Genomic DNA, 22,281 nt, shown 5'->3' with positions numbered 1-22,281 from the left:
TCGCAATGATCACCACAATCGAACGCCTGACCCTCCGCGTGATCAGCGTGGCGGTCGCCGCCGACGACGTCATCGAAGTATCGTTCGCGCATCCGGACGGAGATCCCTTACCCGTCTGGGAGCCGGGAGCACACATCGAAGTGCATCTACCTTCCGGCCTGTCACGCCAGTATTCCCTCTGCGGCGACACGGATGACCGGTCGAAGTACACGATCGCCGTGCTGCGTGAGGAGAACGGCCGTGGCGGATCGAAGGAACTCCACGAGGGCGCCCAGACCGGCGTCGAGCTGAGCATCCGCCTCCCGAGAAACAACTTTCATCTGGTCGAGGCGGAGTCGTACGTCTTCATCGGCGGGGGGATCGGCATCACGCCGCTCATTCCCATGATCGAACAGGCCCGCAAAGCCGGCGCCACGTGGTCGCTCGTCTACGGTGGGCGCCGCGCGAGTTCGATGGCGTATCGCGACAACCTCATCTCTTTCGGAGACCAGGTAGACCTGTGGATCGAGGAAGAGCGCGGATACCCCGACCTGCCGGCCATTCTCGCTGATGCACCCGCTGGAACTGTTGTCTACACATGTGGCCCCAGCCCGATGATCGACGCCGTCGCGAAGGAGTACACCACCCACAACCATTTGGGCGACCTGCACTTCGAACGGTTCTCCTCGAGTGGCCCGGTCGACACCAGCGGAGACTCGTTCGAAGTGGAGTTACGCCGGACCGGGGTCACCTTCACCGTTCCGGAGGGTGTCAACATCCTCGACGAGGTACGCAACGTGCTCCCCGATCAACCCTTCTCGTGCGAGGAAGGCTACTGCGGGGAATGCGAGACCAAGGTACTCGAGGGTGAACCCGACCATCGCGACGACTACCTGACGCCCGACGAGCAGGAAGCCAGCGACGTGATGATGATTTGCGTGAGCCGCTGCAAGGGACGAAAGCTCGTCCTCGATCTCTGACGTGGGATGTCCGTGTGGTAGACAGGTCGGCACATCGTCAGATACTCTAATGATCAACATTCTATCAATCGTGCATGAGGAGTTTGCGGTGACAGAACGAGTGGAGACCCCAACCTGCCCAGTCGCCACACTTGACGACCTGCTGGCACTACGCCCCGACGTCGTACGGTGTCCTTACGGCGCGTACGCCGCGCAGCGGGACAGTGAACCGGTCACCCACAACGAGCAGCTCGGCGCCTGGGTCGTGACGCGACACGAGGATGTCCTGGATGTGCTGCGCGATGTCACCCGATTCTCGAATCGAATGGCCAGCGGTCCGAGCTCGGTGTCCAGCATCGCCCAGCAGATCCTGCACAACGACGACATTCCGGAGCGCACCCGTCAACAGGCGGCCCGTAGGATGGAACTCAGCAAATCACGTGTTCTGCTGTTTTCCGACCCGCCCCTGCACAAGCGTCAACGCTCACTGGTGAACGCCGCATTCACTCCTCGCCGGGTGGCGGAACTCGATGGTGCGGTGAAGGAGTTGACGAACAGCCTCGTCGACAACTTCGCCTCGGACGGGACCGACATCGTCGAAGCCTTCAGCATGCCGATTCCGATGACGGTGATTGCCACGCTCCTCGGTGTCCCGCCGTCACACATGAAGACCTTCAAGGATTGGTCGAACGCCTTTACACGTGGGGTTGGTGCACTCTCCCACGACGTTGATGCCATCATCGAGATCTTCGACCAGGTGGATGCCTTTTACGACTATTTCACCGCGGAACTCGACCGTCGACGCGAGCACCCGGTCGACGATCTCTTGAGCGACCTGCTCGCCGCACGACTCGACGGTGAAGCACCGCTGACTCTGCCCGAACTGCTCCAGATGCTGGTCCAGTTTCTGGTCGCCGGAAACGAGACGACCACGAACCTGCTGACCAGTGCCGTGTGGACCCTGGCCAAGGATCCCCATCTGCAGGACGTTCTGCGTGAGGATCCCTCCAAGATCACGAACTTCCTCGACGAGGTACTTCGTCTCGAACCGCCCGTCCAGGGCATCTGGAGGGTTGCGGTCGATGACGTAGAGGTCGGAGGCACACATATTCCCGCCGACAGCCTCATCTACCTCGTCACTGGCTCCGCGAACCGTGACCCCGCGGTCTACAGCGAGCCCGACGATCTCGACCTGGACCAGACGAGGGCACGGCACCTGACATTCGGGCGCGGCGAACATTCGTGCCTGGGCATGAATCTGGCCAAGATGGAATCCAAGGCCGCACTGGCCGTGCTACTGGAACGGTGCCACAACATCGCCCTGGCCGACCCCGACCAGGACGTGACCTTCCACCGCAGCTTCGTGTTACACGGCATCGAATCTCTGCCGGTCACCTTTACGCCCACCTCGGCCTGACGGATCGTCGCGCGGGTCTGCAACGACCCAAAAATGCGATAGTACGAACTCCATCGCGGAGTTCGTACTATCGCATTTTTGATGATCGACAGCAGTCCGCTCGGTCACGTGATCGAGCACGTGACCGAGCGGATCGGCTTTCACCGAGGAGCGTCAGGCGCCGGCGGTGGTCGTCTGTTCATGCCGGCGCGGCTTCGGGGCGGTTCGCCGTCGCGAGCACGCTCACCAGGTTGGCCGTCCCATCGACTCGAATCCGGTCACCGTCCCGGATCACTCGTGTTCCGTTCTCCGTTCCGATCACGAACGGAATTCCGAGTTCTCGTGCGACGACCGCACCGTGGCTTGCCGAACCACCGATATCGATCACGAGCGCGTCTGCCAGTGCCATCAGGGGAGCCCAACTGGGGTCGGTGAACCGACAGACCAAGACATCGCCCGCGTCCAGTTCGACCTCCTGGTCCGGGTCGACCACCACCCGCGCTCGGCCTTCCACGCATCCGCCGCCACTGGCGGCGCCGGACAGCTCGGTGAGAGTGGCACTGTCGATCTGGTCATCGGCTTCGAGAGGCTCCGGCATGCCCCGGAAGGCGACCGGAAGCACCATCGCTTTGTAGTCGGCCCGCGTGGCGCGTCGAACATCGACGATCTCTCGCGGATTCGGCAACCGTCCGGCGGCGAGTTCCTGGCATTCTTCAACCGTGAAGAAGAAGACGTCATCGATCTGGTCCAGTACGCCGCGCTCCACTTGCTGAGCGCCAAACGTCCGAGCGGCCGACCGGGCCGCGTCAATCGCCATGAGATACGCAGCCTTGCCGATCTGCAGGGTGCGGATGATGTTTCGCATCCGACGCAGCAACCAGCGCGTCGCCGGACGTCGTACCGACGGCGTGGCAGCAAGAAGGCGGCGTTCGGCCTCGGCCCCGGACGCCTGTGCGCGTGCAGCTCGCTCGGCAGGCCGCTCCGCACGCTGAGCGTAGGACGCCGCGAGTGCGCGGACCGGGCCGGGATTCTCGCGCCACACCGATGTGTACGGATTTCCCTCGTTCGGTCCGTGGTAGCCCCACGTCGAGAGAAACTCGGCCTCCGTGAGGTCGCCCTGGCCCAGCCGCCACAGATCGTCCGCCATCTTCGTCTCGTTGACGTCACCGACGCCCGACAGAAGTTGATCCGCAAGTGCGGCATCACCCGCCTTCGCAGCAGCCTGTGCCACCGCGCTCTGTGCACCCTGGAACATGAATCGCAGTACACAGTGGACCGAAAAGATGCGCTGGAACCGCTCGCGCGCGTTCACGAGGTCCTCGATCGGCTCGCACTTCGATTCCGCCGGAGAGAAGACTGCCGAGGTCCAATAGTCGTACATTTCGTCGTGCAAGGACCTCAACCGGGGGCCGGTTCGCAGCAGCGCATAGGGCGCCTTGAACATGAGTACGGGAACGCGCGCGTAGGTCGTGTTGAAGCGTGGCGCATCCGGTCGCACACTGCCCATCAGGTCGCGCTCGAAGTCGTCGGCGTCGACTCCCGGTAGTGCCGACATGATCTCCTTGATCGCGTCGACATTGAGTGCCTGCCTACCGAAGAAGCATGACAATCCGCGATCGTTCACGTCGGGAGAGACGACGACCTTCTTCTTCGGCAGCACACCGAAGGCGTACATCGAGTAGAGCCAGCCCAGCTCCGCCGATCGCTCCCAAATGCTCCAGCACATCGGTGACATCACCTCAGGGCATGCTTCGCCCAGATTGGTGCTGGTCCAATACCGATCAGGTTCGGATGTTCCGCGAATCGGGTCGGTGACGGTGGTGTACAAGAATTTCTCCTCATCGTGAGCGCAGTCTGGCGACCCTTACGTGGGCCGGAATGGTCGTCGACCCGGGGTCTTCCGGCACCGTGACGCTGCGCGATCTGCTACGCAAAGTGACGGACACCACAATTAAACTCTATCAATTGACTATGTGACAATAGACAGTCACGCAAAATTGGAGACCCCGAGCGAAGCGCCTCGCGAGTAGTCGGGCCGCCGGGATGGCCCTACCGCTACGAGACGGCGGCTGTGAAGCCTCCGGTATCGACGCATCCCGCTCCGCCCGACCATCGGATCTGCAACAGTCTATCTATAGACTTTAATGTGTTCTGTGTCATAGGGTTGGTCTTGCAACAACGACTCACCCAGCCGTTGCCACGCATCAGTTGCCACGTCAAGGCAGATGCCCACAGTTCGCTGTCGTCATAGAGAGGCGCAGACATGGTTTCCACGCCGTCCAAGGAGGGCTCCCAGCGAGTCGCTCCGCAGATCAACCCCGATCAATCCTCGCTGGAAGGCATCACGCCAAGAAGCAAAATCATCATTGCCGTTACGGTTGTGTTCGCAATCGCCGCGGCTCTCATCATCACCGCGCTCCGGCAGGGCCCTGTTCTCGGAAGCGCAGACTTCACGATGGATCCCGTCTTCAAGATCCCGGTTCCGCCGCAAGATACCCCGTACATGTCGATGAACAACATCATTGCGACGTCCTTCATGACCTTGGCTGGGCTCATCGGGGTCGGACTCGGCATCCGCGAACTCAGGAAGACCGGTTCCTTCCTGCCCTTGATGCTCGCGCTCAGTGGGGCGATGATCTGCATCCCCGAGGTCTTCTACGACGTCATCGGCGCGGTCTATTTCCCGTGGAGTGAGACGAACCATGCTTTCACCATCCTCGGCCGGGAGATGCCGTGGTGGATCGTTGCCGGCTGGTTCGGCTACGGCGCCTTCATGATCTTCATCTACAAACTTCTCGAGAGCAATCCGCGTACGAAGACAATCTGGTTGATGTGGGCGGGCGCAGCGGCGAGTTCGGTGATATTCGAAGAGATCTTGCTGAATATGGGGGTCTACCACTACTACGGGAATCAGCCGCTCATCATCCTCACGCAACTGCCGTGGTGGTGGATCCCGTGCAACTCGGTCGGTGTATTCCTGGCCGCCGCAATTGCCTACCGGTACCGCGAGCGCCTGCGTGGCTGGAAGTCGGTGTCGATGCTTTTGATCACTCCGCTGTCCGTGACCGCCGTATACGGTTTCATAGCAATGCCCTCCTGGATCGCAGTCAACGGCAACTATCCCTGGCTGCCGACACAGCTGCTCGGAATGTTGACCATCGCGTTGGGGGTTGCGGTGTTTGCGTTCATCCTCGAGACGGTGCTCGGTCGCCATCCGTTCCGACCCAATTACGTTCCTGCAACTGCTCCTTCACCACGGGAGAACAGCCAGCCGCGGTAGGCGGCTCCGCCGCCCGTGCGCCTTTCTGGTCGTTCCAGCTACCAGAAAGGCGCACGAGGCGCGAAGCGCCCTCGGGGACTGCACGCTACGTAGGTCCCTCTAGTGCGGCGTGGGGTAAGTAATTTGACGGTCTTGTTTGCGACAATAAGGCATGCGAGCTGCTCCTTTGATGTTGCGTGACGGAGATCGGGACGAGTTGACCGCGTTGGCACGGTCGAAGTCAGTGCGCGCGGATTTGGCGCAGCGGGCGCGGATGATGGTGCTGGCCGCCGACGGAGAGTCGAACGCACGGATCGCGCGGACAGTGGGGGTATCGCGACCGACGGTGATCTTGTGGCGCTCGCGTTACGAGCGATTCGGAATCGCGGGCCTCGAGGACGAACAGCGTTCCGGGCGTCCCCGAGAGATCGACCACGCCGCCATCGTGACGGCGACGCTGGCTCCGCCGCCAAAGAATCTCGGCGTGACACATTGGAGCAGCCGGTTGCTCGCCGACCGGTTGAAAATCAGTAACACCACGGTCGCGTCGGCGTGGCGCGAATACGGCGTCAAGCCTTGGCGCAGTGAGACGTTCAAATTCTCGACGGACCCAGAGTTGGTCGCCAAGGTCACCGACATCGTCGGGCTGTACTTGGACCCACCGGACAACGCGATCGTGCTCTGTGTGGACGAAAAGTCGCAGATCCAGGCCCTGGACCGGACCGCGCCGATGCTTCCGATGCGCGTCGGCTCGGTCGAGAAGCGCACCCACGACTATGTCCGGCACGGCACCTCGACCTTGTTCGCCGCCCTCGACATCGCCACCGGAAAGGTCACCGGCCTGTGCAAACCGCGGCACCGTCATCAGGAGTTCCTCGTCTTCCTCAAACACCTCGCCCGCGCCTACCCGGAACGGGAGTTGCATCTGGTCATGGACAACTACGCCACTCACAAGAAGGCCGAAGTCCGCACGTGGTTGGCCGAACATCCCCGTATCCATGTGCATTTCACACCCACCTCGGCATCGTGGATGAACCTGGTGGAGGTGTGGTTCGGGATCATCGAACGTCAAGCCATTCACCGCGGAACCTTCGGTTCCGTTAGGGATCTGACCACCAAGATCCGTGCCTTCATCAACGGATGGAACACCCGCTGTGCGCCGTTCGTCTGGACCAAGACCGCCGACCAAGTACTAACCAAAGCGAACCGTCAAGACACTTCAATCACGAGCCACTAGCGGTCGCAAAGACCGCCACCGGCAGATCTTAAGATCGCGCTGGTGCGGACGCGGTCGCCGATGATCTCATCGATCGCGGCCTCGATGGTGAGTTCCTGCTCAGCATCGGGGAAATGGTCGCAATCGATCGAAAGGTGCTCGACATTCATCGATGTCGACACCAGCCCACCCAGCAATCCCATGGCCTCCTCCAGAATCGCTGAGATGATCCCGAACGGTACGGGGCCGATGCATCGTAGATTCGTCGCTGCCGGTACGACCGACGCGCGCAGCGACAACCCCGGACCGGCGGTACACCGGAGGCCGAGCCCGATCGGGTTGTCGCTGCCACAACCGAAGCAACCGTCGCTGTGACCTGTGGTCACCTCAGATGCCTCTGCCATGGACGGCCGGGCAACTGCAACGGGGATGACAAAGATGAGTAGGACAATTCGCGCATCCTTTCGTATAGATGTGTGAAGGTTCGGCGGTCCGCCGAGGTAGCCCGAACGTCGCGTGAATCACGAATAGGGTGTGGCCCCTCAGCGAACTCGCTGAGGGGCCACACGCGGCACATCTCTCACCAATTACGTTGCGCTGAATGGTGACTAATGGGCAGCCGCGAGGATCTTGTTGAGCGGGTTGTCGCATCCCGTTGCACTTGTCGCGAGCCACTCGGTGACGACGCGGAGATCGGGGTGCGTGTCCTTCGAGGGAATCTCCACTTCGAGGACGCCGTCGAGAATTTCACCCGACGTGGCGTCGACGGTGACGTTCTTGCCGACCAGATCCATGAGCGAACCCTCGCCACAGCCGACGACGCATGCCCGGTTGAATTCGCGACTGACCACCGCCGCGTGGGAGGTGGCCCCTCCGATCTCGGTAATGATCGCCTTGGCGGCGAGAATTCCGTGGACGTCGTCCGGATCGGTCGTCGGGCGAGCGAGGATGACGTCGATGCCTTGTTCGGCCATCTCCTCCGCCTCGTCTGCCGTTCCGACCACCAGGCCGCTGACCACGCCGGGACACGCGACTTCTCCCCGCGCCAGTAGCTTGGCACCGATGCGTGCCGTCGGCGCGAGATGAGGGCGGAGGAACGCGCTCAACTGCTCGGGGCTGATCATCGACAGTGCGCCCTCTGGAGTGACGATGCCTTCCTTTTCGAACGTGACGGCATGGTGCACTGCGGCGCTCGCCGAGCGTTTCGCGGAACGAGTTTGGAGCAACCACAGATGCCCGGACTCAACGGTGAACTCGATATCCTGAACGTCACAGAATGTGCGTTCGAGAAGGGCCGCGGACTCCATCAGTTGCTTGTGGACCTCAGGCATGAACCCGGCGAGGTGGCCGAGAGTGAGCGGCGTGCAGCGTCCGGAGACGACATCCTCACCCTGCCCCTTGGGGAGCCATTCACCGAAAGGTGCGGACTGAGCAGTGACGGGGTCGCGGGTGAACAGCACACCCGTCCCTGAATGATCGTCCAGGTTTCCGAAGACCATGGCCTGCACGGTGACCGCGGTGCCCCCGTCGTCGGAGATGCCGTGGTGGCGGCGGTAGGCCACCGCGCGAGGCGAGTGCCAGGAGTTGAATACGGCCGCGACGGCGGCTTCGAGCTGTTCCCAGGGCTCCGGCGACGGGTCACTCCCGACAACCTTTCGGAACTGCTCCTTGAAGCGACGATGGGTGTCCGCCGCATATTCCGAGTCGGCGGTTTCGTCGCGAAGAGCCGCCTCGACGGCGTCGTTGATGCCGAGGTTCAGAACGGTGTCCATCATCCCCGGCATGCTGCGGGGCGCGCCGGATCGAACGGAGACGAGCAGCGGCTTCTGCGCAGCTCCGAACGTACGCCCGAGTGTGCTCTCGAGAGATTCGATTCCCCGTCTCAGTTCCGTCAGCACATCATCGGCGAGCTTCCGGTCGGAAGCGTAATACCGTGCGCATTCATCGGTTCCCAGAACAAACGCGGGGGGCACTGGGAGTCCGAGGTTGAGCATCGAATTGATGCTGAACGCTTTTCCTCCGATGAGCTCGCGCTCCGCATCCGGGCACTGCCCCAGGCGCAAGACCGTCATCTTTTGTCCTTCCTAACCAATTTCAGTCCATGAATGGTGACGGTGATCAGACCGCTCGGCCGGCTGCGGCCTCGGATGCGCGATCCCTGCCGAGCAGGCCGATCAGTTCTTCGTGCAGCTCGAACCACACGGTGTGGTAGCTGTCGGCAATCGGTCGCGCGATGAAGCTGTGGTCGCCGCCTCTGACTTTGTCGAGCGCGTAGTCGAATCGGGCCGTGTAATGAGCCAGGCGCTTGTTCAGCGCCGCAAGCTTTCCCAGCCACGGCAGGAAGGACTCGTGCAGTTCGGACAGCCGACGCACGATCTCCTCGTCGTATGCCGCATCTGCGTGATCGTTGGGCGTGTTCCCATCCTTCATCTGCCAGTCGGTGACGAGGGTCTTGAGGTCGTTGTTGTAGAAGTCGAACTCCTCGTACAGGCCTTCCAGGCCTGCGTGATCGACCGATGCGCGCTCAGCGGCGGTCAGTTCCGCAAGTCGCTCCTTTCCCGATGCCGAGAGCTTCACGAACTGACCAGTTCGAGTGCATCGTTCGGCGTCGACAGCGCTGTCGACGAGACGTTCGACCGTTGCGTTGTCGATCCCAGCAGCGGACGCGAGCGCATCCGATGTCGCGCGTCCCTTCAGGCGAAGGGTCTGCAGCAGGCTCAGTTCCTGCGAAGTGTCCTCGTGGCGCGAACTTCCGGTGCTCATCGATTCTGCCTTCGTGCTCGGTGTGCGTTCTTACTCGACAGATTAATTGTCGATCCTTAGAGTAAAACCGATCGTACAGCAGTGTGCAACAGATCACTACCACTCGTCATCGCGACCCGCACCGCCTCGAAGCGCTCGCACCGATACGCTCGAGCAGACGATGGCGATGCACGGCGTGTGCGAACGTGGGCGCGAATGTGGTTCCAGAAGCGAGGTCGTCCCGGATCTGCGCGTAGGCGTTCGCAACGTTGTAGGCCCGCGGAACCTCGGCGAACGCGTCCCGCGGTGCGAGTTCGTAGCGCCGCGGCGGCGACATCACTGCCATGTCGCTGCCGGCGCGGGAGCCGCGCAGCTCGATGTTCGCCAACTGGAGATGCCCGAAGTTTCCCGTCAGCACGAGGTCGCCGGCGGTGCCGTTGATCTCCCAGAGGAGGTTCGTGCCGGCGGACATTCCCCCTCGGAAGTGCACGGACGCGATCGCACCGCCTGCGAGAACGCCGCTCACCGCGATTTGGTCTTCGGCGGTCATCGGGATCTCCCTGTTCGACTCCCCGTCGAAGACCTGCCGTCGTCGTGTCGCCGTGGTGGCGGCGATGTCATCGAACTCTCCCAGCACCATGGTAAGAGCGTCGATGGTGTGACCGAACGGAATGGTCAGCATCGTCGCGCCGTTCGCACGGTCGAGGGTGTACGCGTTCCGAGCGTCTACGGTCGCCCCCCAGGTACCGCCCGATCCGATGAGGCTGGTCGACAGGACATCTCCGATGAAACCGTCGGCGATCAGATCGCGCATGTATCGGATGGTCGGAGCCGATCGCGCCTGTAGTCCGACGAATCCCGGCAGACCCCGCGTCTGCGCCGCCGCCGCGAGTTGCTCGGTCTCCTCGAGCCCGTTGCCGAGCGGCCATTCGCAGAGAACTGCCTTTCCGCAGTCGAGAGCCGTCATGACGAGCTCGCGGTGTTCGGGCACTTTGACCGTGATGACGATGAGGTCGATCTCATCCCTGCCTGCGAGTTCTCGCACGTTGTCGTATGCCAAGTCGACATCGAATTTGTCGCCCGCCGCCTTTGCCGTAGCTCTGCTGCTGGCGACCAATCCACGCAACTCGAAGCCGGCAAGCCTCGCCAGGGCGGGCACATGGGCACCGGCGGCCCAACCACCCGACGCGCTGAGCCCCACGATTCCGACGCCGACCGAACTGTAATCACTGATGGGGACCGTCATGTGCTACCACTCCTATTCGAGACCATCGCTGAGGGGCGCGCAATCGTCTCTGCCGATCGATCCTCGCCGCACAGGCCGAGAACTGTGGCGATCGAGCATCGACGCCCCACTTCCCCATACTATCTAGCTGTTGATTATTGATGACAAGAGTGATTTGCTGACATCGAGCGGCCGAGCACAGCCAGCCGACCGCGGCTACACGGGCACTACTTCGACCACCAGTTTGGAGACACCGTTGTCTGACATCACAGCAACAATGGAACTTCTCGCGGCGGAACGTGACATCGATCGGGCGTTGAAGTTGTACTGCCGCGGAATCGACCGGCGGGATGGCGAACTCGTGCGATCCGTCTATCACGACGACGCGATCGACGACCACGGCGGAGCGTTCCGGGGTGGACCGGATGCGTATGTGGAGTGGGTGATGGAGCACCTCCTTCATTTCGAGAGCACGATGCATACGCTGCAGAACACCCTGATCGACGTCAAGGGCGACATTGCGCGCGCCGAGAGCTACTGCGTGGCCCACCACGTGCGGCCCACCGACAGCGACGAGTTGATCATGGATGTCTTCGGGTGCCGTTACATCGACCGCTTCGAGAACCGGCCGGGGGCGGGGTGGAGGATTGTGCATCGCATCGTGGTCCGCGAATGGCGCCTCCGTCAGCCGATGCTCTCGGAGGCAGAGCAGCCACGTGGATTCGCGCGGTCACGCCGTGATCGCTCCGACCTCAGCTACCTGGGTCGTCTTCCCGCCCGGGACGACGATTCTGTCGTCGGAATGTTGTCACGATGGTGGCCGGCGTCCGATCTCGCATGAGTTCGTCGTCGCGTGACCATGCGGGTGCCGTGAAACCCGCAAGACAGCTCATCCTGAGCGCAACTCGAGGAGTAACTCGCCCATGAACGAGACAGCACGCTCTATCCTGGCACCCGATTCGGCGCCGTCGACGCGGGATCGGATCCACCGCGCACTGCTCATCGAGGGACCCCGCACAGAGGTTGTTCTCATTCGGCACGCTCAACAGGTGTCGCCCTCCAGGACTGAGCCTCGCTCAGCGCATTTGGATCCGCCGCTCTCCGATGTCGGCCTCGAGCAGGCCGACGCGGTAGCGGCGCACCTGGCGGGCGAACAGTTCTCTGCGATCTACTGTAGCGACCTGGAGCGTGCTCGCGAGACCGCCATGCGCGTCGCGCGAGCGCAACCGTCCTCGCTGGACCCTGTGGTGCTCGCCGGGTTACGCGAGATCGATGTCTTCGGTTTCGGCGACGATTCTCTCCCGGATCCCACCGCGGACGAGCTCACGGCCGCCGGCGACGAGTTCCTCCGGACCCGACGCTGGGAGGCATTTCCTCACAGCGAACGCAGCGACGACTTCCGGGCACGCGTGTATCGCGAGATCGAAAAACTGGCACTCAACCATGACGGCGAGCGATTCGCTGTCGTCGCTCATGGCGGCGTGATCAGCGCGTTCCTGGCTGCAGCATTCGAGATCCGGGAAGACATGTTCTTCTACGCAGCGCACACCTCGGTCACCCGCGCCTTTCATGGGGACGGACGGTGGGCCATGCACACTGTGAACGAGATCGACCATGTGTGCTCCCACAACCTCCTCAGCTACTGATTCGTGCGGCAGCAGCACCCACAGCTGTCAGTGAGACCGATCGAGATCGCCTGCCGTACGCCGCACAGGTGCCAGTAGCTCGACGAGCGTCCGGGCAGTCCCGGCATCGAGGCCGGGCATACCGAAACCACAGCCACCGAGCTTCTCGGTCGCCGAATCGACTACTGCACGCCCCTCTTCCGTAATGGTGACGCACCTGGCTCGGCGATCACGCGGGTGCGCGTGGCGGTACAGCAACCCTCGGACCTCCAGACGGTCCGTCGCGATCGTCACGGTCGTTGCGTGCACGAGCAGGTGCCACGCGACGCGGCTCAACAATCGGGTTCCGTCATCGCTCATCTGGAGTGTCTTGAGCATGAGGAAGTCGGTCAGATTCATCTCGAAGTGCTCTTTCAACTCACGTTCGAGAACCGAGGTCATGTGTTGCTGCAATCGCATGACGGACCGCATCGCCATGAACATGGTTGTGTTTCCGTCGTCGCGACGGTCTCTCGCGAAGGTCAACCAGTCGACGGACTCGGGTTGCGCCGGGACAGCAGACACCGCTTCCTTCATCGCAACCTCGAGTTTGTCGTCCACTATTGCCGCCTCCTGATGACGATCCGGTCCGGATCGCGCACGCAATTTCTACATCGCCATCGATTGGAGACGGTGCGCCAGCACCTCGGTGGCATCGGCGATGATCTGGTCGATTACCTCCGCGCAGGGCGCGACCTCGTGGATCAGCCCCTGGGCTTGCCCTGCCCACCACATACCGTCGTCGACGAGGCCGTGCTCGAGAACCTGGGTTCGACCCCGCTTACCCGAGGCGAGGTGTGCGACGTCCTCGAAAGTTGCGCCGGGCTTGCCCGATATCTCCACGATCTGTTCGGAGATCGCGTTGCGCGCGACGCGTGCGGTGTTCCTGAATTCTCGGAATACGACCACTGTCGATCGCTCGTCGTTGGCTACGATCTGCTGTTTCACATTCTCGTGCACAGGCGCCTCGTCGGTCGCGACGAACCGCGTGCCCATGTTGACAGCTGAAGCGCCCAGCGCGAGGGCCGCAACGAGCCCGGCACCGGTCGCGAACCCACCGCTGGCGATGATGGGAATGGACAGAGCGCGTGCTGCCGCCGGAATCAACACGAGCCCCGGAATATCGTCGTCGCCCGGATGGCCCGCGCACTCGAAACCGTCGATACTCACCGCGTCGACGCCGAGAGCCTGCGCTTTCACCGCGTGCCGCACCGCCACCGCCTTGTGGATGACCTTCACACCCGCGGCCTTGAACGCCGGAAGGTGCGGCGCGGGATTACTGCCGGCGGTCTCGACGATCTTGATTCCACTGTCGATGATGACGTCACGATAGTCGTCGTACGGAACCGGATCGATGGTCGGCAGAATCGTCAGATTGACCCCGAACGGGCGATCGGTCATCTCCTTGCAGCGCGCGATTTCCTTCGCCAGGTCCTCCGGCGTCGGCTGCGTCAACGCCGTGAGGAATCCGAGCGCGCCGGCATTCGCGACGGCCGAGATCAACTCGGCTCGACCTACTGCCGTCATCCCACCGCAGACGATCGGGTGCTCGATCCCGAAGGTGGTGGTGAAATCGGTGGTGAACATGCTTCCTCCTGGGATTGTCTCGGGCAACCGGGGTAACCGGTGGTCAGCCGACGTACTCGGCGCGGCCGTCGTCGAGGACCACGCGTGCGTTCGTTCCGTCGGGTGCAACTGCCTCGGTGCGAAACACCGCGACCCCCGGTTCAGTGGTCCACACCGACGTCGTCAACGTCTCACCGGGGAAGACGGGCGAGGTGAATCTCGCGGCGATCGCCGTGATGCTCTGCGCCTTTCCGTGACCCAGCTCGGCGACAAGCGCGCGCCCGGCGACACCGTACGTGCACAGTCCGTGCAGAATCGGGCGCGGAAAACCCGCCTTCTCCGTGGCGAACCAGGGGTCGCTGTGCAGGGGATTGCGGTCTCCGGAGAGCCGATAGAGCAAGGCCTGATCTTCGCGGGTCGGAAGGCTGATTTGTGCATCCGGCAGACGGTCGGGAATCACGACGGCATCAGCACGGGTCCCCGGCCGGCCGCCGAACCCACCGGCGCCACGGATGATCAGGGTGGTGCGGGTTTCCACGAGCGCCGAACCGGTCTCCGGGTCGGTTCCCCGGGCCAGCAGGACGATGACAGCGTTCTTCCCTTCCCCCTTGTCCTGGATGTCGGCCACCTCCGACACCACGTCGAGACTCCCCGCGGCAGGAAGTGGTGCGAACAACCGGATCTCCTGAGATCCGTGAAGGAGTTTTCCCCAGTTGATCTTTCCCACCTTCGACAATGCGCCGAATCCGGCGCACGCGATGACGGCGTAGGTGGGCAACACCTGCTGCTCCACACCGTTGCTGTTCTCGGTGGTGAACGACAGGTCCTGCGTTCCCGCCCCCACACCGAGCGCATAGAGAAGGGTGTCGCGGTCGGTCCACGAGATGCGTTTCGGTTCCGTCACTGCACCGATAGCTGCTGGGGTGATCGACATGAGTTGATTCCTGTCTGTGCCGTACGCCCGGGGGCGGAGAAGGTTACGAGGTCGTTGCAGGCTGATACGTGTTCCCGGCGATGCCGTCGGCGATCAATGCCTCTGCGCTCGCCAACCCCCAGTCGGTCAGTACCTCGAGAGTGTGCTCACCCAGCCTGGCCGGGGGACGTTGGACCGCGCTGGGAGTCCGATCGAAGCGCGGAGCGGGCGCCGGTTGCCGGACGCCTGCAATATCGACAAACGTCTGCCGATCGCGCAGCTGCGGGTGATCAGCGGCTTCACCGAGAGTCAGTACCGGAGCAACACACGCGTCGGTGTGCTCGAACACCGCAGACCATTCCGCGCGGGTCCTGCTCAGGAATCGATCGGCGATATGTTTGCGGAGTTCCGCCCACCCCTCCGCTTTCGGACGGCGGGTGAACTGCGCGGGGAGTTCGAGGAGGTCGACGAATTGTGCATAGAACTTCGATTCGAGGGCCCCCACCGTCATCCATCCACCGTCGGACGTCTCGTACACGTCGTACCAGGGGCGACCGGTGTCGAGAAGGTTCACACCGCGCTCGTCTTTCCAGCTTCCGGCGTGGAGCATGCCGTGCAGCATGGTCGTGAGTGATGCCGCGCCGTCGACGATCGCCGCGTCCACGACCTGCCCGCGCCCGGAGTGTCTCGACTCCCACAGTGCAGCGAGCACGCCCATGACGAGGTAGGTCGACCCAGCACCGAAATCTCCCAGCAGGTTGACCGGGACCGCGGGCGGTTCACCGGCACGGCCCACAGCGTGCAGGGCACCCGTCAGGGCTACATAGTTGATGTCGTGGCCGGCCATCTGCGCCCAGGGTCCCGACTGGCCCCACCCGGTCATCCTGCCGTAGACGATCCGCGGGTTTCGAGCAAGGCAATCCTCGGGCCCGACGCCGAGGCGTTCAGCGACGCCCGGCCGATAACCCTCGAGGACGATATCCGCCTGCTCGACCAGGTCCAGGAGCACCGCGACCGATTCCTCCCGACGCAGGTCGAGCACGACCGAACGGCGGCCCCGCTGGAGCACGTCGGTCGCCCCCAGGTTGCTGTCCGGTCCCGGACGATCCACCCGGACCACATCTGCACCCATGTCGGACAACAACATCGCCGCGAAGGGTCCCGGCCCGATCCCGCCGAGTTCCAGGACTTTCAGCCCTGTCAGCGGCCCGGTGGCGGACTGGTCCGACGTCTGCTCTTGCTGGGGCACTCGTGATCAACTCCGTCGAATCGGTGTGGCTGCATGATTAATACTTGCGTGTCAGATTATCTAAGAATAGAGCTTTAGGTCAACGGCGGTCAGATTCGCTCGATGATCGTGGCGGTTGCCATGCCACCCCCGGTGCACATGGTGACGAGGCCGGTGGCGAGGTCGCGGCGTTCCAACTCGTCGAGGACGGTCTGGAACAGCATCGGCCCGGTCCCTCCGATGGGGTGGCCCAGTGCGATGGCTCCGCCGTTGACGTTGACGCGACCCGGGTCGATCTTCAGGTCTCGCATCACCTTGAGTGGCACGGCTCCGAACGCTTCGTTGATCTCCCACAGATCGATGTCCTGCACGGACATGCCGGCCTGCTCGAGACAACGCTCGGACGCCGGGCCCGGGGCGGTCAACATGATGATCGGGTCGGCCGCGGCGACTGCCGCTGCCCGGATCGATGCCCGCGCCGTCAGACCATGAGCCCGCGCATAATCGGGAGCAGCGAGCAGGAGAACGCCGGCACCGTCGACGACACCCGACGAATTGCCAGCATGATGCACATGGTTGACCGCATCGATCTGCGGGTAGGCATTGACGGCCATCTGATCGAAGGAGATACCTTCCGGCTCACGCACCTTGGAACCGCTACGCGCGAACGAGGGCTCTAGCGCGGCCAGCGATTCTGCAGTGGTCTGCGGCCGCGGGTGCTCGTCGGTATCGAGGAGAATCGTCCCCGCGTCATCACGCACCGCAACGAGACTCCGTGCGAAGCGTCCGTCGGCGATTGCTTCGGCGGCCTTCTGCTGGCTCTGCAGCGCAAACTGGTCGACCTCCTCGCGCGTGAACCCCTCCACCGAGGCGATCAGGTCGGCGGAGATTCCCTGCGGGACCAGAGCATGTTGTGCGAGGATCGCGGCATTCCCCCCGTCCAGCCGGCCACTGGTGCGCCGAGGCTGGTACCGGGACATCGATTCGACGCCGCCTGCGACGACGAGCTTCTGCCAGCCGGCCGCGATTCCCGCGGCACCGAACATCACCGCCTGCTGTCCCGAACCGCAGAACCTGTTCAGCGTCACGCCGGGAACGGTCACCGGCCAGCCCGCCGCCAGCACGGCAAGACGCCCGATGTCGTCGCCGTGGTCGTCTCGTTGATCGCCGTTTCCGATGATGACGTCGTCGACCTCGGCCGCCGCAATACTGTTCCGCTCAGCCAACACCGCGAGGAGCTGGGCGAGCAACTCCTGCGGGTGGACACGGTGCAGTGCGCCGGTCGGCTTTCCCTTGCCACGCGGCGTTCTGACGCCGTCGACTATCCATGCCTGAGTCATCTTGTCGTGTCCTTGCTGCGAGAGACCTGTGATTCGGCAACCGGATTCCGAACACGGTTGCTTGCCGGGAAACTCTACTCATATACTATTTTCATGTCGAGCTTTGTGTAGTTGCTCGGCCCTCACCGCTATACGCAGATCGGACGGATCACCATGCCGGGACAGATTCCGGTCGTCGACTACCTGGTGCTCGGCGACCCACCCCACCTCCAAGCGCGGATGTGCGCGCAATGCGATGCGCTCTACTTCGACCGGCGCAATGCCTGCGCACACTGCGGTAGGCGAGACTTCACCTGGAAGGCTCTCGCCAGTACAGGACAGGTGCGCGGCTACACCCAGGTCCACCGGGCGGCTCCCTCCGTTCCGGTGCCCTACATCTCCGCGATCGTCGAACTCGATGGAGGTGGCGTCGTCAAGGCGAACCTTCTCGATGCCCAACTCGACGACATCACCCCGGGCCTGACCGTCACCATGACGACGTTCGTCGCCGGTGTCGACGACGACGGCACCGAGGCGATCGCCTTCGGATACAAGCCTGTGAAGGAGCAAGGATGAGTAGCGGCGACATCTGGATCATCGGCGCGTCCATGACGCCGTTCGGCCGCCACGACGACAAGGACCTCATCGACCTCGCCGCCGAGTCGGCGCTCGATGCCCTCGGCGACGCCGACGTCACAATCAACGACATCGACATTCTCACCATGGGCAACGTGTACGAGGCCAACTCGCACAACGGCCAGCGACTGCAGAAGCAGATCGGGCAGACGGGCATCCCCGTCTACAACGTCGTGAATGCCTGTGCGACCGGCGCCACGGCGCTGCGGGTCGCCCTCCTGTCGATCAAGGCAGGTGAGTCCGACATCGGCCTTGCCGTCGGCGTCGAGAAGATGGGCAAGGGCGGACTGATCGGCGGCGCAGCCAAGAAGCGCGACGCTCGGAAGGTCTACAATCCGAGCGGTCGGTACGGCTCCGTGCTCAAGACCGAGGGAATCCTCGGGACCGGAATCATGCCGGGCGTCTTCGCCCAGGCCGGGACCGAGTACGCCCTCGCTCACGGCGTCACCGCGACTCACTTCGCGAAGGTTGCCCAGAAGAACCATGCACATTCGGTGCTCAACCCCCTGGCGCACTACCGCAAGGAATTCAGCCTCGACGACATCCTGAACGCCGATGTCATCGCATTCCCCAACACACTGCCGATGTGCTGCCCCAATACCGACGGCGCCGCCAGCGTCGTCGTGGTCTCCGATGCGAAGTTGAAGACCATGGATCCAGATGTGCGTCGTCGCGCTGTCAAGATCTCCGCGTCTGTTCTGACTTCCGATCCCTGGGTGGAGGGCGGTCAGGTCCAGCCCGACGTAAGCACCCTCACCCGGAACGCGGCCGCCGCGGCCTACGAGCAGGCAGGTGTCGGCCCGGAGGATCTCGACCTGGTCGAACTGCACGACTGCTTCGCGACCGCCGAGCTGATTCACTACGACAACCTCGGGCTGTGCGAACCGGGCGGCGCCGGGGACTTCCTCGACTCCGGCGCGCCGTGGCGCGACGGGAAGACCCCCGTGAATGTGTCGGGCGGCTTGCTCTCGAAGGGCCATCCCCTGGGTGCCACGGGCATCGCGAACATCTACGAGGTGGCGACTCACCTGCGCGGCGAGGCGGGCGAACGCCAGATCGCGGGGGCAAAGATCGGACTCACACACGTGATCGGACTGGCGTCGGCATGCGCCGTTCACATCCTCGAGGCAGGGGTGAGCTGATGACCACGGTCCAGTCGGCTCTTCGCAGTGACATGTCGATCGACGAGCTTCGGACCGCTTTCCGCAGCTGGCTTACCGAGCGGGCCGACGCGCTCGAGCAGTTCCGCGAGCTTCCGACCGACGTCGACGGCATCTTCTCGACCCTGTCGAAGATGCAGCGTGAGCTCTACGAGGCCGGCTGGATCAGATTGGGCTGGCCCGTCGAACTCGGCGGCCTCGGCGGCGTGACCGCGTTACGCGCGGTCGTCAGCGAAGAACTCGCCGCCGCCGGCTACCCCCCACCATTCTCGTTCGCGACCCAGGAAGTCCTGGGACCCGCCATCGCGCGTTACGCCCGCACCGACCTCGCAAACGAGGTTCTTCCTCGACTACTCCGAGGCGACGAGAGCTGGTGCCAGGGTTTCTCCGAGCCCGGCGCCGGAAGCGATCTCGCCTCGCTGCGCACCAAGGCCGTCGACGCCGGCGACCACTGGGTGGTCAACGGCGAAAAGGTCTGGACCAGCTGGGCGCAATTCGCCGACCGCTGCATCGTCCTGACCCGAACCGGCGCCCCCGACTCCGCACATCGGGGCATCACGGCGCTGTTCGTCGACATGGACACTCCGGGCATCACCGTCAGCCCGCTCGTCGCCATCACGGGTGAGGCAGACTTCTCCAGCCTCCACTTCGACGACGTGAAGGTGCCGAAAACACGCACGCTCGGCGACGTCGACGGCGGCTGGGCAATCGCCATGTTCATCCTCAGTTGTGAACGAGGTGCTGCCGCATGGCAGCGGCAAGCGTGGATGCGGTGGCGACTGGACCGTCTGGTTGCGGACGCGCCGGGACTCACCGACGCCCGCGCCGGCGATGCGTTCGAACTGATCTCGGCGCTACGTCTTCTCTCGCGCCGCACTCTGCGCTCGCTGTCGGCCGGGAAGGATCTCGGTGTACTCCCCTCGTTCGACAAGTACCTGATGTCGACCGCCGAGAAGTTCCTCTTCGACTCCGCACTGGAAGCGATGCCGGAGACGGTCCTCTTCGACAACGATCGCGAGTCGAAGGACTGGCGAACCGACTATCTCTACTCACGCGCATCTTCGATCTACGGCGGCGCGAAAGAGATCCAGCGCAGCGTCATCGCCGAACGAATCCTCGGCCTTCCACGGGAGAAATGATGGACACAGACGAGAAAGATCTCTTTCGTACGAGCCTCGAGCAGGTGACCGCCGGAGCGGGCTCGGATGCTTGGCCCGACGCCGTCGCGGAGTTCGGCTGGCACGAGTTGCTCGACGAAGACGCCGAAACAGCCGTCAGCATCCTGTCGGACCTCCAGGGGCGCCTCCTTCCGCACGCCTCTTTCGTCGACGACGTGGCGCTCGCCGCTACGGGCCGGAGCGAATGGCAACGCGAGCCGAACGCACCAGTCACACGCATCGTCTTCCCCCCACTCGGATCGGCCCGTGTCGGCAGCATTGTCGAGGACTCTGCAACCCCCGGCTCCGACCGCTGCACCGTCGCTGTCTCCGGAATCGTCTCGCTGGACCCCCGTGCTACCGCGTCGCTCCTCGTTCCCGCACGCCTCGGGGAAGATCTGGTCGTTGTTCAGACTCCACTGGACGAACAGAACCTGACGCGCGAGCCCGCGGGAATCGAACCGGAATCGGGGTGGACGCGTGTCACGGGCACCGTCGAGGGAACGGTGCTGTCGACTGGTGGCGAGGCCGCGGACCTCTGGCGGCACATCCGAGCGGCGGCGAACCGCGCCCTGTCGTACGAGTTGAACGCGATCGGGCGCGAAATGCTCACCGCCACTGTCGACCACGTCACGTCGCGTAAGCAGTTCGGTCGTGAGCTCGGTAGCTTCCAGGCTGTGAAACATGCGCTCGCAGACACCCGGGTGTGGCAGGAATGCGCAGACCTTGCCGCAGATGCCACCTGGGAAAGCAGCGCGGTCGAGGCACCGATCCTGGCGAAATCCCTGTCAGGCAGATTCTTCCGCAGCGCCGCCGAAAACTGTCAGCAACTCCTCGGCGGCATGGGATTCACCTGGGAGCACAGCTTCCATCGGTATCTCCGACGCGGCTTGATACTGGAACAACTGCTGGGAACATCCGCCGGCCTGCGCACCGAACTCGGCGCGGGGGTCAAGAGCGGTGACATGCCGGTGCTTGCCTCGCTGTGACGTCGACCGTAGCCGAGGTTCTCGACCTTCTCTCGCTCGACGAGATCAGCCCACGGACCTTCCGGGGAGCACAACCTGTCGAGGACCGACAACGCGTCTTCGGCGGCCAGGTTGCCGCGCAGGCTCTGATGGCGGCCGGCCGGACTACACCGGGGCGACTGCCGCACAGCCTCCACGGCTACTTTCTCCGCCCTGGTGACCCGGCCGTTCCTCTCATCTACACCGTGGACTCCGTACGGGACGGCGGATCGTTCTCCACCCGGAATGTGACTGCCGCACAGGACGGGATCGTCATCTTCGAGGCGATGATCTCCTTCAGCGCGCGGATTTCCGGCATCGAATATCAACAGCAGATGCCCGCGGTTCCGCTGCCGGACAGTCTCATTCGAATCGAGGACCAGCTCGCTCCGTACGCCGACGAATACGACGGATGGTGGGTCCGCCGACGCCCGTTCGACATGCGCTACGTCAATGCACCGCCCCGCGTCGCGCTGGACCGTGACTTCGCGCCACCACCGCGGAGCCGGCTCTGGCTGCGACCCGACGGCGACATCCCGAACGACCCGATGCTCAGCAGCTGCCTGATCACGTTTGTCAGCGATCTGACGCTCCTCGACTCCGTGATGCTTCAGGCGCGAAAGACGTCGCGTGGCCCCGGTATCGTCGCCTCTCTCGACCACGCGATCTGGTTCCACCGGCCCGCGAACTTTGCGGACTGGCTGCTCTACGACCAGCACTCCCCGAACGGAACGGGAGGTCGCGGACTCGCATCGGGCCGCATCTACAACCGCTCGGGTGCGTTGGTGGCGAGCATCATGCAAGAGGGCTACCTCGGACGGGACACCTGACGCCACTCGGTCGACGAGCCCCGCT

21 protein-coding genes are annotated in these 22,281 nt (G+C 63.5%); 11 read left to right on the top strand and 10 right to left on the bottom strand.

All coding sequences use genetic code 11. From position 1 onward, the window contains the following. The first annotated feature begins 5 nt into the window (after positions 1–5). A complete protein-coding gene (locus H0B43_RS22330) occupies positions 6–959 on the top strand; it encodes a PDR/VanB family oxidoreductase (protein ID WP_185725956.1) in 954 nt (317 codons plus the stop codon). A gap of 88 nt (positions 960–1,047) precedes the next feature. After that, entirely contained in the window at positions 1,048–2,355 is a 1,308-nt protein-coding gene (locus tag H0B43_RS22325; RefSeq protein WP_312033672.1) for a cytochrome P450, read from the top strand. Positions 2,356–2,533: 178 nt separating this feature from the next. Here the strand turns inward: H0B43_RS22325 and H0B43_RS22320 are convergent, their stop codons facing one another. Further along, complete coding sequence (locus H0B43_RS22320; protein WP_252189726.1) at positions 2,534–4,060, bottom strand: PEP-utilizing enzyme; 1,527 nt, start codon at positions 4,058–4,060, stop codon at positions 2,534–2,536. A gap of 537 nt (positions 4,061–4,597) precedes the next feature. Between H0B43_RS22320 and H0B43_RS22315 the strand changes: the two genes are divergently transcribed. Further along, the gene (locus H0B43_RS22315; protein WP_252189727.1) at positions 4,598–5,614 is read left to right on the top strand and encodes a hypothetical protein; all 1,017 of its coding nucleotides are present in this window, start codon (positions 4,598–4,600) and stop codon (positions 5,612–5,614) included. 151 nt (positions 5,615–5,765) lie between these two features. Next, the gene (locus H0B43_RS22310) at positions 5,766–6,830 is read left to right on the top strand and encodes an IS630 family transposase (protein ID WP_185725958.1); all 1,065 of its coding nucleotides are present in this window, start codon (positions 5,766–5,768) and stop codon (positions 6,828–6,830) included. Here the strand turns inward: H0B43_RS22310 and H0B43_RS22305 are convergent. The 4 genes from H0B43_RS22305 to H0B43_RS22290 all read right to left on the bottom strand — a co-directional run bounded on the left by H0B43_RS22305 (position 6,827) and on the right by H0B43_RS22290 (position 10,797). After that, complete coding sequence (locus H0B43_RS22305; protein WP_185725959.1) at positions 6,827–7,195, bottom strand: hypothetical protein; 369 nt, start codon at positions 7,193–7,195, stop codon at positions 6,827–6,829. The two genes, H0B43_RS22310 and H0B43_RS22305, sit on opposite strands and share 4 nt — an antisense overlap. Positions 7,196–7,417: 222 nt before the next feature. Further along, a complete protein-coding gene (locus tag H0B43_RS22300; RefSeq protein WP_185725960.1) occupies positions 7,418–8,881 on the bottom strand; it encodes a pyruvate, phosphate dikinase in 1,464 nt (487 codons plus the stop codon). A 46-nt stretch (positions 8,882–8,927) separates the two neighbouring features. Continuing rightward, a complete protein-coding gene (locus H0B43_RS22295) occupies positions 8,928–9,572 on the bottom strand; it encodes a hypothetical protein (protein WP_185725961.1) in 645 nt (214 codons plus the stop codon). Between the two features lie 106 nt (positions 9,573–9,678). Next, a complete protein-coding gene (locus H0B43_RS22290) occupies positions 9,679–10,797 on the bottom strand; it encodes a Gfo/Idh/MocA family protein (RefSeq protein ID WP_185725962.1) in 1,119 nt (372 codons plus the stop codon). Between the two features lie 235 nt (positions 10,798–11,032). Here H0B43_RS22290 and H0B43_RS22285 point away from each other — a divergent pair, with 235 nt between their 5' ends. Next, a complete protein-coding gene (locus tag H0B43_RS22285) occupies positions 11,033–11,617 on the top strand; it encodes a nuclear transport factor 2 family protein (RefSeq protein WP_252189728.1) in 585 nt (194 codons plus the stop codon). 82 nt (positions 11,618–11,699) lie between these two features. Next, positions 11,700–12,422 (top strand): histidine phosphatase family protein, encoded by a 723-nt coding sequence (locus tag H0B43_RS22280; RefSeq protein ID WP_185725963.1) that lies wholly within the window; start codon positions 11,700–11,702, stop codon positions 12,420–12,422. A gap of 27 nt (positions 12,423–12,449) precedes the next feature. On the opposite strand, the gene H0B43_RS22275 is transcribed toward H0B43_RS22280, so the two are convergent. From H0B43_RS22275 to H0B43_RS22255, 5 genes are all read right to left on the bottom strand, one after another. Further along, positions 12,450–13,001: a MarR family transcriptional regulator gene (locus tag H0B43_RS22275; RefSeq protein WP_185725964.1), complete on the bottom strand. Its 552-nt coding sequence runs from the start codon at positions 12,999–13,001 to the stop codon at positions 12,450–12,452. Between the two features lie 48 nt (positions 13,002–13,049). Next, positions 13,050–14,027 (bottom strand): nitronate monooxygenase family protein, encoded by a 978-nt coding sequence (locus H0B43_RS22270; protein WP_185725965.1) that lies wholly within the window; start codon positions 14,025–14,027, stop codon positions 13,050–13,052. A 43-nt stretch (positions 14,028–14,070) separates the two neighbouring features. After that, positions 14,071–14,940: a MaoC/PaaZ C-terminal domain-containing protein gene (locus H0B43_RS22265; RefSeq protein WP_185725966.1), complete on the bottom strand. Its 870-nt coding sequence runs from the start codon at positions 14,938–14,940 to the stop codon at positions 14,071–14,073. A 43-nt stretch (positions 14,941–14,983) separates the two neighbouring features. Beyond that, positions 14,984–16,168 carry a CaiB/BaiF CoA-transferase family protein gene (locus H0B43_RS22260; RefSeq protein WP_185725967.1) on the bottom strand — a complete coding sequence of 395 codons (1,185 nt, stop codon included), beginning with the start codon at positions 16,166–16,168 and terminating at the stop codon, positions 14,984–14,986. An 89-nt stretch (positions 16,169–16,257) separates the two neighbouring features. Then, positions 16,258–17,487: an acetyl-CoA C-acetyltransferase gene (locus H0B43_RS22255; RefSeq protein ID WP_185725968.1), complete on the bottom strand. Its 1,230-nt coding sequence runs from the start codon at positions 17,485–17,487 to the stop codon at positions 16,258–16,260. Positions 17,488–17,640: 153 nt separating this feature from the next. On the opposite strand from H0B43_RS22255, the gene H0B43_RS22250 reads away from it, so the two are divergent. From H0B43_RS22250 to H0B43_RS22230, 5 genes are read left to right on the top strand one after another with little or no spacing between them, the layout of a single operon-like run. Further along, positions 17,641–18,042: a Zn-ribbon domain-containing OB-fold protein gene (locus H0B43_RS22250; protein ID WP_185725969.1), complete on the top strand. Its 402-nt coding sequence runs from the start codon at positions 17,641–17,643 to the stop codon at positions 18,040–18,042. Next, a complete protein-coding gene (locus H0B43_RS22245; protein WP_185725970.1) occupies positions 18,039–19,244 on the top strand; it encodes a thiolase family protein in 1,206 nt (401 codons plus the stop codon). Before H0B43_RS22250 ends, H0B43_RS22245 begins: the two co-directional genes overlap by 4 nt. Next, positions 19,244–20,401 (top strand): acyl-CoA dehydrogenase family protein, encoded by a 1,158-nt coding sequence (locus tag H0B43_RS22240; protein WP_185725971.1) that lies wholly within the window; start codon positions 19,244–19,246, stop codon positions 20,399–20,401. Before H0B43_RS22245 ends, H0B43_RS22240 begins: the two co-directional genes overlap by 1 nt. Continuing rightward, complete coding sequence (locus tag H0B43_RS22235; protein WP_252189729.1) at positions 20,398–21,408, top strand: acyl-CoA dehydrogenase family protein; 1,011 nt, start codon at positions 20,398–20,400, stop codon at positions 21,406–21,408. The genes H0B43_RS22240 and H0B43_RS22235 overlap by 4 nt, the downstream gene beginning before the upstream one ends. After that, positions 21,405–22,256, top strand: coding sequence for an acyl-CoA thioesterase II (locus H0B43_RS22230; RefSeq protein WP_185725972.1), 852 nt, complete (start codon positions 21,405–21,407; stop codon positions 22,254–22,256). The genes H0B43_RS22235 and H0B43_RS22230 overlap by 4 nt, the downstream gene beginning before the upstream one ends. Positions 22,257–22,281: the final 25 nt, after the last annotated feature.

Origin of the sequence: Rhodococcus sp. 4CII (genome assembly GCF_014256275.1) — a bacterium.
Lineage (GTDB): Bacteria > Actinomycetota > Actinomycetes > Mycobacteriales > Mycobacteriaceae > Rhodococcus_F > Rhodococcus_F wratislaviensis_A.
The sequence above is the reverse complement of the archived record's forward strand: the minus strand, read 5'-3'. Positions and strand labels throughout refer to the sequence as shown.